Raw genomic sequence first — 13,639 nt, 5'->3', positions numbered from 1 at the left:
GCATGGCACCGTCACTGCGCCCTCGTCGATCCGCACTCTATCTGCCCGGCAACAACCCCCGCGCGCTGGAAAAGGGGAAAACGCTGCCGGCGGACGTCCTGATCTTCGACCTCGAGGACGCGGTCGGGCCCGACGCCAAAGCCGAGTCGAGGGACAGGGTGTGCGAAGCGGTGTCGTCCGGAACCTACCGGCCCCGCGAGGTGGTGGTCCGAATCAATGGCGTTGGGACGGACTGGCACGACGACGATCTCGCCTCGGCGGCCGGTTCGGTGGCCGACGGAATCCTGGTGCCGAAGGTGGAGCGGGGCGAACAGGTCCACGCGCTGGCCGATCGGCTCGACGCGCTCGGCGCGCCCGAAACGCTGCAGCTGTGGGTCATGATCGAGACGCCCCGGGCCTTCCTCCGGGCGGAGGAGATCGCTTGCGCCAGCGACCGTTTGGCCGGATTCGTGGTCGGCACCAACGATCTGGTCAACGACCTGCACGCAGTGCACGTGCCCGGGCGGGCGCCGGTGGTGCCCGCGTTGGCGCTCGCGGTGTTAGGCGCGCGGGCCGCCGGAAAGGTCATCCTGGACGGCGTGTTCAACAGCATCGCCGACGACGCGGGCTTCCGCGCCGAAGCGCGACAGGGCCGCGAGATGGGTTTCGACGGCAAAACCCTGATCCATCCGTCCCAAATCGCCGCGGCCAACGAGACATTCGGCCCGTCGCAGCAGGAGCTGGCCGACGCGCGCGAGATCGTCGAGGCCTACGAGCAGGCGCAAGCCTCGGGGAGCAGCGTCATCACTGTCAACGGGCGCATGGTCGAGAGCCTGCACGTGCGGGACGCGCAACGGATCCTGGCGCTCGCCGACCTGATTTCCGAAATGGAGTCGGCTTCCTAGCCGTTGCGTCCGATCCATTGGGTGAGGGCATCCTCGAGCGCGGCCGAGACGCGCACGCCGGCACTCTCGGCGGCGGCCTCGAAGCGCTCCACCAATTCCGTCGGGACCTGTGCGTCCACCCTCGAGTGCGTCGGCTTGGGCCGTGGTGGCTGCTCCGGCGGCACGTCGGTGGGCGCGTGCCGAGCGACCGTGGCCTCCATGGTTTCGCGCAGCGCGGGAATCTCTTTGACCAACACGTCGAGGTCGTCGCGCTCGATACGCAGCACCTCGGCGGGACCGGTCGTCGTCACCGTCGCCGAACGCAGTTGCCCACGGCGAAGCACGGATTCGCCGATCACCTCGCCCGGTCCCAGCACGGCAACGCGGCTCTGGCCGACATACACGCCGACCTCCCCGCGCAGCAGGATGTAACACGCGTCCGACGGGGTCCGTTCGTGAATCAACGGCAACGGCGTGGAGGTGGAGGTGTGATGACCCGCTCGGACGATTCGCGCCAGCTCGTCATTGGAGAGCTTGTCGAATGTGCCCAACTCGCGTAGCCGCCGCGCGTCCTCGGCTCGACGGGCATCTTCCGTATGTTCTCTCGCGTCGGACTTCAATGTGGGCTCCTGGTGCGCGATGGACCGTGACATCGAGGAGCCTAACGCGATTCTGCGGATGAACGGGAAGAAATATCCTGTCCGCCATGGACAACTTCCCGAGCGTCGGGGCACAGGTCGACATCGCGGTCGTGGGTGTGCACGTCCTGGACACCCACGTCCTGGGGATCACGTCGATTCCCGAGGGCTCGCAGGGGCAACTGGTCCAGACCATCAGGGTGTCTCCCGCCGGCACGGCCGGCGGCACCGCCGTCGTACTGAGTCGCCTTGGGGCGAAAGCTCGTTCGTTCGGCGCGATCGGCGCCGACGCGCTGGGCGACACGCTGCTGTCGATGCTGCGCCGCGAAGGCGTCGACGTCGCCGGCCTGGTCCGGACCGCGGCGGCGCAGACCTCGGCCTCGGTGATCCCCGTGCGGCCCAACGGCGACCGTCCCGCATGGCACTGCGTGGGCGCCAACGCCGCGTTCACCCTCGACGACCTCGATCTCGACGCCCTCGTCGGGTCGTCGCACCTTCATCTGGGCGGGCCCGAGTTTCTCGGGGGATCGGCCGCGGCCGAGTTGCTTCGGCACGCAAAGGCCAACGGGCTGAGCACATCCGTCGACATTCTCGCCGCGGGGGATCCGGGGCTGCTGCAGTGGATCGCCGACGCGTTGCCGCACACCGACTACCTGTTGCCCAACGGCGAACAGGTGTTGGGTTTCACGGGCGCCCCCGATCTGTTGACGGGGGCGCGGCGGCTGCTGGCAGAGGGACCCGCCTGTGTCGCGGTGACGCAGGGCGCCAAGGGCGCGCTGATCGCGTCGAACGACGAAACGGTCGAAGTGCCCGCGTTCGCGGTCGACGTGGTCGACACCACCGGTTGCGGTGACGCGTTCTCCGCCGGCTTCATCCTGGGCCGCGCGCTGGGACGCGACCTGCGGGCAGCGGCTCGCCTCGGCTGCGCGACGGCCGCGCACGTGGCCGGCGGGATCGGCACCGACGCCGGAACGTATGACCTGCAGACCGTCGACGCGTTCGCCGGCGACTCGCCATACTGACACGATGTGGACGACCGTTTGCCGACTGGTTTCCGTCGCCGCCATGACCGTGGCGCCGATAGCGCTCGTGACGGTGGCGCCACCGGCAGCCGATGCGGCCCAATGCGGCGACGGCCAATGGTGGGATCCGAAGCTGAACCAATGCCGGGCGGCCGACGCACCCGCCGCCCTTCCGTGCGACCAGGGCCAGTGGTGGGATCCGACGGCCAACGTGTGCCGACCGCTCGGCGTCGGACCGCAACCACTCGCGTGCGATCCGGGCCAATGGTGGGACCCCACCGCCAACGTGTGCCGACCCCTGGGCGTGGGACCGCAACCGCTGGCGTGCGACAACGGCTGGTGGTGGGATCCGGTCTCCAACGCGTGCCGGCCGCCGTTGTCGTGAACGCGGGCGCGGACGACACGATCGTCGTGAAGGTCAAGCCCGGCAGTCGCAAGGGACCGCTCGTCGAGGTCGGACCCGGCGGCGAACTGACCATCTACGTGCGGGAGCGCGCGATTGACGGCAAGGCCACCGACGCGGTCACCCGACTGCTGGCAGCCCACCTGCAATTGCCAAGGAGCCGAGTCGAATTGGTGTCCGGAGCGACGTCGCGGCTGAAGCGGTTCCGGGTGAGCCGCTGAGTCGGCGTCGGTCACTCGGCGAGCATGCGGCGGGAACGCTTGGCCGCATACATGTGCTCGTCAGCGAGCCGCATGAGGTGATCCTCGCCGGCGGCGATCCCGGCGCTGAAGTCCACCGGCCACCTGCCGTCGGCCCAGCGGCGGCGCAGCCGCTCGACCACCTGCTCGGCGTCGCCGCGATCCGCCCCGACGAGCATGAGCAGGAATTCGTCGCCGCCGATGCGAAAGACGACGTCACCCTTGCGGACCGACCATCGGAGCGCGTCGGCGAACGCGACCAGCAGTTCGTCGCCGGCCTCGTGACCATGGCGGTCGTTGTAGCGCTTGAAGTTGTCGAGATCGAGCAGCACCACTGCCGCACCGCTGGCATGTGCCGACAACCGCGGCGCGAGCGTGCTGCGGTTGAACAGCTGGGTGAGGGCGTCCGTCTGCGCGACTTGGCGCAGCAGCGCGCTCTGCTCCTCCAATCGGGAGATCAGCCAGGCCGGGACCTCCGCGACCAGAACCCACATCAGCGCGGTCAGCACCACGCTCGGCAGCGCACCGGGCAACTGCTTGGCGCCGGCCACCACGAAAGCCGCGATGCCGAGGGGGAGCAGGACGAGCGAGCGCCAGCGCGGGCAAGTCAGGCCCAGATAGGCGAACGTCATGGTGATGGTCCCGGGCAGGTTCCGGGTCGCGTAGGAATCCACGGCGCCCGCCAGGAGCGTGACGATCAGCGACGCCACCGGCCATCCGATCAGCAAATTCCGCCGGTGATGCCAGCCGCGGATGCAGCCGACCACCGCGGCGGCCCCGCCCACGAGCGCCGCCGCGCCCAGCACCCAATACAGCCGAACCTCCAGCCGGCCGTGGTCGATGTGCACCCCGGTCGCGCCGTAAAGAGCGAGCATCAACAGATAGGCCGTCAGGCCGATCGCATGCCATCGCCGGGCCGACGGCCGAGAGTCCATGCGCCAGGACACCGGCTCAGAATAACGGCGCTACGGGCTATTTACCGCATGTCCATCTGCCGCTCGGGCTGTCCATCGAAGGGGGGAGGTGGCTCAGCGCAGGACAGCGACGAGGAAGCCGGAGTCAGCCCTGAATGGTCGCAGATCCCAGGTGGATAGCAGCAGATCCGAGATGAACCCGGCCTCCGCTGCGTCGTTCAAGAACTCGTCGAACCCATAGTCCCGTCCGGCACCGAAGCCGATCACCGCGCGACCCCCGTCCGCCAGATGGGCACGTAGGCGACCCAGCACCCGGACCCGGGTGCTGGGGGCGAGGAAGGTCGTGACGTTGCCGGCCGACACGATCACATCGAACGGCGCGCTGATGCCCCGCGCCGGCAGGTCGAGCTCCGCGAGGTCGCCGACCAGCCAGCACGGTCCGGGATGATCCTGCGCGGCCGCCTCGATGAGTACCGGGTCCACGTCGACGCCGACGACATGGTGGCCGACCGAAGCCAGATATCCGCCCACCCTGCCGGGTCCGCAACCCGCATCGAGGATGCGCGCGCCGCGAGGTGCCATCGCGTCCACCAGGCGAGCTTCGCCGACGAGGTCGTCACCGGCGCGCGCCATGGAGCGAAAGCGTTCGACATACCAATGCGAATGCCCGGGATCTGCGGCGACCTTTTGCATCCAGATGCTCTGTTCCGCCATGTCAAGCATTGTCGCAACCTGCGGCGGGGAGCTTTCCGATGGCTGGTTCACCGGGATGACGGCCGTGCCGGACATCCGATCAGCATCGGACCGGCAATTCCTTCCGGGCGGACGTCGCGGCCACGAAATCCTCGACGAGTCCCGCTACCTCGGTCGGCGCCTCCACATGCGGGAAGTGTCCGACTCCCTCGAGAACCTCAAGGCGGCTGCCCGCCAGAGCATCGTGGGCGGCATACGCATGCGCGACGGGAATAATTCGGTCGTTGTCGCCCCAGATCAGCAGCGTGGGCAGATCGGCCGTGAGGTGGAACTTGTTCAGCGCGCTGACGGCCTGACCGCGGTAGTCCACCACCGAGCGCAACGTCCGCAAGAACGCGTGACGGGTTGCCGGATCCGACAGCGACGAGTACGACTGCCACATCTGGGTGGCGCGCGGCGCGCGAATCCCGGCGTTGCTCAGCCACGAACCCAGCTTGTTGCCAAGATTCAGAATCGGCTGGCGCGCGACGAGCGGAAGCACGAGCTCGGCACCCGGCGCCTACAGGATGCGCAGCACCGGACTGAGATCGGGTCCGAGGCCGCCGCTGCCGATGAGGACCAACCGTTCGCAGTAGTCCCGGTGCTGATAGGCGAACTGCATCGCGATGCCACCGCCGAGGGACTGCCCGATGATCGTTGCCCGGGCCACCCCGAGTTCGTCGAGCAGATCGCGCAGCCATGCGGCGAAGGCACCCAGCGAGTAGTCCCCGCGCGGTTTCGCGGACTGGCCGTGTCCCAGGAGGTCCGGCGCGATCACGCGGTATGTCCGGGACAGCTGCGGAATGATCGCCTGCCAGGTAGCCGAACTGCCGGCCATACCGTGGATCAGCAATAAGGCCGGGCCGTTGCCGGCCTCGCGGTAAGCGATCCGGTCTCCGTGCAGTTGCAGGTAGCGCAACTCGTTCATGTGAACCGCCTCATCAAGCATCGGTGGTCGGTTAACCCGGCGGACTGAACCCCACGCGTCGTTGGCGCGTCCGGGACAGGGGGCTCTGCTACCAGGGTACGCAACTTACGCCTCCGTAGGTTACCCGTGAGTAATTCTGTGGCTGTTCTCACTCGTCTGGCGATGCCGCAGGCAAACCAGGAGAAGGAGGCCCGAGTCGGGTAAGGTGCTCGCTGAATGTGACTTACATTCACACAGGTAAACGAAGAAATGCAGGAAATATGACGCAGGGAACCGTGAAGTGGTTCAACAGCGAAAAGGGCTTCGGCTTCATCGCGCCCGACGACGGCAGTGCCGACGTCTTCGTTCACTACTCTGAGATCCAGGGCAGTGGCTACCGCTCACTGGAAGAAAACCAGCGGGTTCAGTTCGAGGTAGGACGGGGCGCCAAGGGGCCCCAGGCCACCGGAGTGACCGCAGTCTGATCTTCTACGCAGTCTGTGGGCCGGCAAAGATATCTTTTGCCGGCCCACAGATCGTTTACGGTCGGCGAGGGCAGGGGCTGCCCCGGTAGCCGCCAGATTCGCCCCTCGCGGCTCGGCGGAACCGGCCCTAGCGCACATCACCAATCGGATAGCCCGACCGATGCAGGTTCCACTGGCCGCAATCGGGGGCCAGGACATCGTTGACGTCGACTTCGAGTCCGCCGACCCGCGGCCCGGGACTGGACGCGGTGCTCACGACGCGCTGGTAGAGAACAGCGGCGGGGTGGACCCGATTGCCGGACCACGCACGAGTTTGCCAGGCCCACCGGCGGCCAGCCGTGCTCGAAGACCCGATAACGCCGTCGGTCGCGGCCCACTGGCACACATCGATGCCGCCGTAGACCCCGGTGCGTTGAACACCGAGAACCGAGTTGATTCCGCGAAACCACGGCAGCGCGACGCGATTCCAGGTGTCACGGTTGATGCCTTCGTCGATCGTGAAGAAAATCGGCGCACCCTCGCCGCCGCCCGCCGCGGTGTGCAGCTGCCAAGCGGTGCGCGCGTCCGCGACGCCGCCGGCGTGGCCCCGCGTGAAGTCGGACGGTGCCGACCCACCTGGCTTGCCGTACTGGTAGTTACTGACGATCACCAATCCCGCGGCTTTCAATGAGTCGGCGTAGGACCGAGTGATCGGCTTGGCGCCAAAAGACGAGCCAGGGCGTGACAGCGAGACGTAATTGACCACCCCGCTATAGCCGGCGGCTCGGATCTCGTGCGCCGGAATCTGGCGCGCGGCAAAGTCGATCAGTTGAGGTGGAGAAGTGGCGGCCGCCGCCGTCTGCGTGCCGCAGGCTACCGATACGGCACCCAGACCGGCCAACGCAGCGGCGTAACGCAGTGCGTCGCGCCGAGAAACGGTGCGCAATCGCACATCGCTAGCCGCTCGCGGCAAATTGTGCATCGCGCGATGTTAACGAGGTCACGGCGGTTGCCGATAGACCTGCGCCAGCTGAAACGCCGGTGCGTTTCGAAATGGATATCAAGCGGTGACCGCTTCGACGCCGCCGGCATAGGGGTCGAGGTCTCTCGAAGATGAAGGTTCCTGCAGTCACATTGCCCGGACTCCGCAGCAACGAAGCGATCCGATCGAAGAGGCGACCGTGTCGTCGTCGAGGGGCACCATCCGTTCGGTTTCTCTGCGCGGCCAAGCTGTAGGCCGATCAGGTTACGGCGCCTGACGGCGATGGCCCCGTCCGGCTGTGTTAGTTTCCTCAGCCCTCGCGCTGACGAGGTCACCCGTCTTACAAAACGTCGTACACTGTTGCAATGGCTGACACAATCACCTTCAGGCCCGACGAAGACACATCGAAGGCGCTGGAGGTCTTAACCAAAGACGGAACCACCGTGTCCGTGGCCGTTCGATCTGCTCTTATCGATGCTGCACGACGGAAGGCCGGCGCGGCGATCCGTGCCGAGGCGGAAAGGCTTGCTACAGACGAATCCGACCGCGCTGAGGCCATGCAGGTGCTGCGCGACATGGAGACGTTGCGTGCGTGGTGAGGTCTTTCAGTTGCGTGCCCCGCGGGGGAGTCGCGGTCACGAGCAGGCCGGTTCCCGCTATGCCGTAGTAGTCCAGTCAGATCAACTGCCCCTATCGACGTGGCTGGTTGCACCAACGTCCACGTCGGCTCGTGCCGCCAGCTTTCGTCCCGAAGTCGAAATCGACGGCGTGAACACCCGCGTGCTTGCCGAACAAGCCGCCGCAGTCGACCCGAGCCGACTCGGCACGAGCGTCGGATTCCTAAGCTTCGATGAGATGCGCCGCGTTGATGCGGCACTGCGCATCGTCCTCGATCTATGAGCGTCGGACAGCCTCGGTAGCCAATAGACCGCGGAGTCGCTGGATGGCGTATCAGCAGACACGCACCCAAGGGCGCAGAGGCTTCGGGCGGGGATGATTCATCGACCGAAAACGGCGATTCTACCGGTAAAGCTGCATATTCGATTCCGGCGTATTGGGCCTCTGCGCAATGCTTTTGACCATCATTCGCCAACCCTCCGCGCTGTCTAGCCCGTTGAGCCGGAACCCTTCGAAAGCGCTCGCCAAATCCGGCTCGCATTCTTACTAGTTTGCTGATGTGTGGTCCAAGCAGTCGACCGCGACCATGAAAATCACGAAAATGGAGCGCACCCGGGTTTCGGCGAGACGACCAAGCCGATTCGCCAGCGCCCTGACCAAGACACTCTCGACCGAGTCCAAATTCGCCCCGGAACGGTACGGGATCAGGTCGGAACTTGGGGACGTCACGCACGGCGAACCGCGGGTGCTGACATGGGTCACCGGTAGAGTTCGAAATCGTGGCGGACGATGAAGTCACCGGTCAGGACGGCTCCGGCGGCGGCGCCGATCCGCGCACCATGCTGGGCAGGTTTGCCAATGAGAACGACGAATGGGTGCGCCTGATCGTGCGCCACGTGCTCGATACGGGCGAAGCATTGGGTGCTGACCAGATTGATGAGATCTACCGCCACTTCCGACAGGAAAAGGCGCTCGACGCACGCACTGAGCCGGCCGTAGAGCCATTGACGCTCGGCTTCAGCAGCCTGGAAACGGCTGAACCCCTGACTATCGACAAACTGTGTGACGTAACCGGCGTCAACGCGCTCGTGGCAGGGGCGGTCATCGAGCCGCATGAAGCCATGACCATTCTGTTCGGTGAGAACGGTACCGGCAAGACTGGCTACTCACGAATCTTCAAAGCCCTCGCCGCCAGCCGCACAGCGGACGAGATGATTCTTGGCAACATCGATGCCCCATCAGCTCAATCGCAGTCAGCGACTGTGAACTACCGCCTCGGCGACCATTCCAACACTTTGATCTGGACGGGTGAACGAGGTGTCACCCCGTTCACCCGAATGTCGATCTTCGACAGCCCGTGTGTGAACTTCCACGTCGATGATGACCTCGAATACACTTATGTGCCCGCAGCGCTGGCACTCTTCAACCACGTAATCGCGGGCCTGAAAAACATTCAAGCGCGGATTGACGAGGCGACCACACAGCTCAGGTCGGGTGCACAGACACTGCGTGACCGCTTCCCCAGAGAGTCCAGCATTTACCCAATCATCGAAACATTGGGCGCAGCAACCGATCTCACTACGCTCCGGGACATGGCCGATTCCGATCCCGACGTTGCGCAACGAATCGACGTACTCCGTCAGGCAGTCGCCGCGCTTGAGGCCAACACCATAGGCGCCCAGATCACCACCACCGCGCATCTCGTTCGCGTCCTCGCCGAGGCCAAAGGCGCGGCCGCCACCCTAAGTGCTTTCAATGCCGAAGATTACAACGAGCTATTGCGGCAACGTATCGAACTACGCAGCGACTACCAGCAGTTCCGGGACGAGCTCTTCAGCGCTGCGGGCCTGCCCGCGCCCCCAGAGGAAACATGGCAGGCTTTCATCGCAGCCGGCGAAACCTACCGCGCCCACCTCGTCGATGTCGATGCCCACGACGGTGACCACTGTTTGTACTGCCGCCAGCCGCTCACCGACGCAGCGCGCAGCCTGATCACCAAATACAGTGACTACCTTGCCGACAAGATCAGTGCCGACATCGGCATAACCGATCAAGCGATCGCCGCCGCAACCCTCGGATTGCGGGAGGTGGCGACATCGGACGTCGCCTCTTTCCTCGCCGAACAAGCCGACGGCGACGCCAGCAGACCGTCGTTCCACGACGCGGTCGCCCAGACATACGACCTCCTCACGGGGCTCCTGCGGTCCATCAACGCAGCCGAGCCGGCCACGCTTGACGCACAAAGTCTTGCCCGTCTCGGCACCACCATCGACGAAGCCGAAGACGACGCCCAGCGCCGGCTCGCCGCGCTCAAGGGACAAGCCGAGGACCGTGTGACGGCCTTGGCGCAGAAGAAGAAGGAGCGCGACGAGCTCATCGCCGCAGCAGAACTCACACGGTCTTGGCCGACCATCGAGCGACAAGTCAACGACGCCAAGGAAGCTGAGCGGCTCGCGATCCTCGCCAAGGCCATACCCACATTGAGCCGCGGTGTGACTTCACTGGCCAAGACGGCCAGCGATCAGTTGATCAACCAGAACTTCGAAACACTCTTCCGGGAGGAATGCCAGGCGCTTCGAGCCCCCCAGCTCAAGGTAGATTTTATAGGCCGGCAGGGTAAAGCTCAGCGCCGCAAGATGATCGGCGGCAAGGTCAAGCCGTCTAAAGTGCTCTCTGAGGGCGAGCAGAAGGTCTTGGCAATGGCTGACTTCCTCGCCGAGGCAAGGTTGGCCGGTATCACGGCCCCAATCATCTTCGACGACCCCGTCTCCAGCCTCGACCACCGGCGCATACGCGAAGTCGCTCAGCGCATCGCAGGCCTCGCCGAAGACCACCAAGTCATCGTATTCACCCACGACATCTTGCTCGCCACCAACCTGCTCGCGCTGTTCGAGAAGTCTAAGCGATGCACCTACTTCCAAGTCACCGACGAAGCCGGTAAGGGCGAGGTCGTCCACGCCTCCGGACCGCGCTGGGATACCGTGACGAGCATCGCCAAGAGAATCAACGAGAAGATCGCGGCTGCGCAGAAAGAGTCCGGCGAGGCGCGCGCGGCGCTGGTTTGGACCGGTTATAGCTGGATCCGCTCTTGGTGCGAGGTGTTCACCGAGCAGGAGTTACTGCAGGGTGTCACCCAGCGTTATCAGCCCAACGTGCGCATGACAACACTGCCGCAGATCAAAGCCAATGCGCTGCCAGCCGCTATTGCGACAGTGACCAGAATCTTTGAAGATGCCTGTCGGTTCATCGACGGCCATTCCCAGCCACTTGCCGCCATGTACGTCAGCCCGACACTAAATGGACTTGAGCAGCACTGGCAGGAATTGCAGAATGCCAGACAGGCCTATAAGGACGCGCCCTCCTAAACTCAGGGGTGGGCAAACGCGTTAGTGCACAACGTGATAGCGGCAGCGGAGGTTTCCCGTTAAGGGCCGCGACGTAACGGCCGCGGTCACTCCTCGTCGTCATTGATGCCTCCGGCGACACGCTTCCTCAGGTGGTCGATGTAGTCGGAGCGGATCACTCGGTTACACCGGGGTCGCTTGCCGCCTTTGATGTCCTTGACGTACTTGGCCAGCTGTGCCGGGTTCTTTCCGGACCAACCGTGGGCAAGTGCCCATCCCTGCATCGCGTCGCCGTCCATCGGGATGCCGGCATCGTGGAGTCCGAGGAGCACACTCACGACGTCGTCCTTCTCGTAGCCAGCCGTGATGGTGTTGTTGTGGTTGATCGTCAGCGTGAGACTCTTCATCGCCTCGATTACCACAGGGTCTAGCTTCGGCGTGAGGTCCTCCCACTCCGAACCGTCGCCGAGGATGTCCGGTCGCATCTGCGTCACCCACGGCCGGATCCGGTCGGCGTTCCAAGTGATCACACATAGCCCCCGGATCATGTGGCTGCTGAATCGGACCAGCTCGCCAATGTCGTCCATGTCCGGCCAGGCCATCAGCACCGGACCATGGCCGCGGACGTATGCGCCTCCTCTGCCGGTCTCGTGCTCGACGTCGGCGTGGCGACTGACCAGTCGGTCCAACCCGGCGCAGTTGCGCAAGTTGGACTTCAGCTTTGTCCAGACGGTGAGGGTGTCGCCCTTCTCCATGTGAGACGTGCACCAGCGGATGGCTTCAGCCACACCATCGTCGTCATAGCTGGCCACAGCGGTGGGGTAGTCCACCTCATCATCGAACATCGACGGCTCCTGCTTCATCCGGGAGTTACTACGGTAACCACCAGCACCGACAGAGTTTTAGTGAAAGCGCTTGAGGACCGAACTCGTGTCAACGTGGTGGGTTCGACGTGACAAAGGATGCCCGCACGGAGCAGAACACGGGCAGCATATCTCGGCGGCATAATCCGTCACTGGCCGTGATGCAGCGAGTCGTCGTTGGCGGTGGATTTAGCCGGCGCAACCACTACGTGACGTATCGGGACCAGGGCCCGGCAACGAGTTCGGCGTGTCGCTGGGTGACTTGGTAGCTGTAGCCGAGCAGTTCGGCGACTAGGGGAGGTGGGACTTCGGCGACGAGGTGCTGCAGTGCGGAGTTGCGCCCGCCCCGAAGGTTGACGCCTAGTTTCCGTAGTCGCTGCATGATCGATTGCGGGTCGAGGTGCGTACCGGGGTAGTGGCCGGGGAATAGCCACGGGTTGGCCACGATGCCGCCTCCGGTGCGTAGGTTGGGCCGGTTGCGGAGGTGGTGGTTGAGCATGTCGGCGAACGGTGTGGGAACTGGAATTGGTTCGGCGCCAAGGGATATGCGCGTCTCGCGTTGTCTGAGCACGATAGCTGCGGTCTTTAACGCCACGATCCTGGTGAGTGGTTGTGCGTAGAGCAACAGCAGGGTGCCGGCGACTCGGTAGGGCAGGGATTCCGCGTCGCCGGTGAGGAGTTCTTTCAGCCATGCGAGCCGCTGCTCTTGGGTAAGTGCGTGGGCGGTCTTGGCTTGCCGATGATTGATGGTCACGGCTGTGTTGATCTTGCTTTTCTTGGCCCAGACGAAAAAGGTTCGGATCAGATGGCGCGTGGTCCGTCCCGAGGCAAGGTACTGGTCGACGTCTTGTTGGCGGCATGTGGCTGCGGTGCGGTGATGGTTGGATTCGAGCCAGGTGAGGAACTTGATCGTCTCGGTGATCTCTTGTTTGGCGGAGCGTTTTGGGCCGTCGTTGGCCTGACCGGGTTCGGAGTTGCGGCGTAGCCGGCGCAGGTGGTGCCATCTGGCGAATTGTTCAACGGGCGCTCGCACGTCTGGCGAGGCAATGTCGTCCAGTTTGGCGGCCAGCCATAACTCGAAGCGAGCCAGGTGTTCGTCGCGGCGGGGCAGTAGCTCGTGGTGTTCGAGCAGGCTGCGCAGATGCGAGATGTGGCGGCCGCGGCCGATCGCGTCGAGGCCCCGGTGGGTCAGCGGTATGTCGCCGCGGGCGAGCGCTTTGAGGAGGGCCTGGACTTTGGGTGACCGCTTCCAGGTGAGGATGCTTTCGGGACGCTCAACACCACAGAGGATTTCGACGATTCTGGACATGGCGCTCGGGTCTGCGGCGCCGTCGACGACCAGAACGGTGAGGTCGTCGCGCAGGGCGCAGCGTGCGCACTGTCGGCTCCGATACATCTCGCCTTCCGCGCCGCAATTTCGGCAGCAGTAGTCGCCGGGGATGCCCGCGCATGTCAGGCATACGGGACGTTGATCGGTGTGGTTAAGCCGGCCCGGCAGTATCCCGTCGTGTGCGCAGTTGGGGCAGATGCCACGGGCGCGCATGGCAGTGTAGAAGCAGCTGTTGCAGAGTTGGTCGCCGGGCCAGTACACGCGCAACCGGTTGGCCATGCGCTCGCAACGGCTGCATTGTGATGTTCCGTTGGTGACTC

At 64.8% G+C, this 13,639-nt stretch carries 14 protein-coding genes and 2 pseudogenes; 8 read left to right on the top strand and 8 right to left on the bottom strand.

What is annotated here, in order from left to right; translation table 11 throughout:
* Positions 1-2: 2 nt before the first annotated feature.
* The gene (locus AC5Y5V_RS10740; protein ID WP_499933941.1) at positions 3-884 is read left to right on the top strand and encodes an HpcH/HpaI aldolase/citrate lyase family protein; all 882 of its coding nucleotides are present in this window, start codon (positions 3-5) and stop codon (positions 882-884) included.
* Here the strand turns inward: AC5Y5V_RS10740 and AC5Y5V_RS10735 are convergent.
* A complete protein-coding gene (locus tag AC5Y5V_RS10735; protein ID WP_499933939.1) occupies positions 881-1,516 on the bottom strand; it encodes a cyclic nucleotide-binding domain-containing protein in 636 nt (211 codons plus the stop codon). The genes AC5Y5V_RS10740 and AC5Y5V_RS10735 overlap by 4 nt on opposite strands.
* Positions 1,517-1,569: 53 nt before the next feature.
* Here AC5Y5V_RS10735 and AC5Y5V_RS10730 point away from each other — a divergent pair, with 53 nt between their 5' ends.
* The 3 genes from AC5Y5V_RS10730 to AC5Y5V_RS10720 are packed head-to-tail and all read left to right on the top strand — an operon-like array spanning position 1,570 to position 3,147.
* Positions 1,570-2,523, top strand: coding sequence for a carbohydrate kinase family protein (locus tag AC5Y5V_RS10730; protein WP_499933935.1), 954 nt, complete (start codon positions 1,570-1,572; stop codon positions 2,521-2,523).
* 4 nt (positions 2,524-2,527) lie between these two features.
* Positions 2,528-2,908 carry a hypothetical protein gene (locus AC5Y5V_RS10725; RefSeq protein WP_499933932.1) on the top strand — a complete coding sequence of 127 codons (381 nt, stop codon included), beginning with the start codon at positions 2,528-2,530 and terminating at the stop codon, positions 2,906-2,908.
* On the top strand, positions 2,905-3,147 hold the full coding sequence (locus AC5Y5V_RS10720) for a DUF167 domain-containing protein (protein ID WP_499934218.1): 243 nt from the start codon (positions 2,905-2,907) through the stop codon (positions 3,145-3,147). Before AC5Y5V_RS10725 ends, AC5Y5V_RS10720 begins: the two co-directional genes overlap by 4 nt.
* Before the next feature lie 11 nt (positions 3,148-3,158).
* Here the strand turns inward: AC5Y5V_RS10720 and AC5Y5V_RS10715 are convergent, their stop codons facing one another.
* The 3 genes and pseudogenes from AC5Y5V_RS10715 to AC5Y5V_RS10705 form a co-directional block, all read right to left on the bottom strand.
* A complete protein-coding gene (locus AC5Y5V_RS10715; RefSeq protein WP_499933929.1) occupies positions 3,159-4,112 on the bottom strand; it encodes a GGDEF domain-containing protein in 954 nt (317 codons plus the stop codon).
* Between the two features lie 81 nt (positions 4,113-4,193).
* Positions 4,194-4,793, bottom strand: a complete 600-nt coding sequence (locus AC5Y5V_RS10710; RefSeq protein WP_499934214.1) for a class I SAM-dependent methyltransferase — start codon at positions 4,791-4,793, stop codon at positions 4,194-4,196.
* 79 nt (positions 4,794-4,872) lie between these two features.
* Positions 4,873-5,739 (bottom strand): annotated as a pseudogene (locus AC5Y5V_RS10705) (alpha/beta fold hydrolase).
* 260 nt (positions 5,740-5,999) lie between these two features.
* Here AC5Y5V_RS10705 and AC5Y5V_RS10700 point away from each other — a divergent pair.
* Positions 6,000-6,203 (top strand): cold-shock protein, encoded by a 204-nt coding sequence (locus AC5Y5V_RS10700; RefSeq protein ID WP_499933925.1) that lies wholly within the window; start codon positions 6,000-6,002, stop codon positions 6,201-6,203.
* Between the two features lie 127 nt (positions 6,204-6,330).
* Here AC5Y5V_RS10700 and AC5Y5V_RS10695 read toward each other — a convergent pair whose 3' ends face one another.
* The gene (locus tag AC5Y5V_RS10695; RefSeq protein ID WP_499933921.1) at positions 6,331-7,164 is read right to left on the bottom strand and encodes a DUF1906 domain-containing protein; all 834 of its coding nucleotides are present in this window, start codon (positions 7,162-7,164) and stop codon (positions 6,331-6,333) included.
* A 365-nt stretch (positions 7,165-7,529) separates the two neighbouring features.
* Between AC5Y5V_RS10695 and AC5Y5V_RS10690 the strand changes: the two genes are divergently transcribed.
* Both AC5Y5V_RS10690 and AC5Y5V_RS10685 read left to right on the top strand, forming a co-directional pair.
* The gene (locus AC5Y5V_RS10690) at positions 7,530-7,763 is read left to right on the top strand and encodes a hypothetical protein (RefSeq protein ID WP_499933920.1); all 234 of its coding nucleotides are present in this window, start codon (positions 7,530-7,532) and stop codon (positions 7,761-7,763) included.
* The gene (locus AC5Y5V_RS10685; protein ID WP_499933919.1) at positions 7,753-8,064 is read left to right on the top strand and encodes a type II toxin-antitoxin system PemK/MazF family toxin; all 312 of its coding nucleotides are present in this window, start codon (positions 7,753-7,755) and stop codon (positions 8,062-8,064) included. The genes AC5Y5V_RS10690 and AC5Y5V_RS10685 overlap by 11 nt, the downstream gene beginning before the upstream one ends.
* A 479-nt stretch (positions 8,065-8,543) precedes the next feature.
* Here AC5Y5V_RS10685 and AC5Y5V_RS10680 read toward each other — a convergent pair.
* Positions 8,544-8,833: pseudogene (locus tag AC5Y5V_RS10680) on the bottom strand (hypothetical protein); the annotation flags it as partial.
* Positions 8,834-8,903: 70 nt separating this feature from the next.
* Here AC5Y5V_RS10680 and AC5Y5V_RS10675 point away from each other — a divergent pair.
* Positions 8,904-11,147 (top strand): AAA family ATPase, encoded by a 2,244-nt coding sequence (locus AC5Y5V_RS10675; RefSeq protein WP_499933918.1) that lies wholly within the window; start codon positions 8,904-8,906, stop codon positions 11,145-11,147.
* An 86-nt stretch (positions 11,148-11,233) separates the two neighbouring features.
* Here the strand turns inward: AC5Y5V_RS10675 and AC5Y5V_RS10670 are convergent, their stop codons facing one another.
* Both AC5Y5V_RS10670 and AC5Y5V_RS10665 read right to left on the bottom strand, forming a co-directional pair.
* Positions 11,234-11,989 carry a DUF1889 family protein gene (locus AC5Y5V_RS10670; RefSeq protein WP_499933916.1) on the bottom strand — a complete coding sequence of 252 codons (756 nt, stop codon included), beginning with the start codon at positions 11,987-11,989 and terminating at the stop codon, positions 11,234-11,236.
* A gap of 205 nt (positions 11,990-12,194) precedes the next feature.
* A complete protein-coding gene (locus AC5Y5V_RS10665; protein ID WP_499933912.1) occupies positions 12,195-13,598 on the bottom strand; it encodes a site-specific integrase in 1,404 nt (467 codons plus the stop codon).
* Positions 13,599-13,639: the final 41 nt, after the last annotated feature.

The organism is Mycobacterium sp. NGS68, from assembly GCF_059812195.1.
This window is presented reverse-complemented; position numbering and strand designations above follow the sequence as displayed.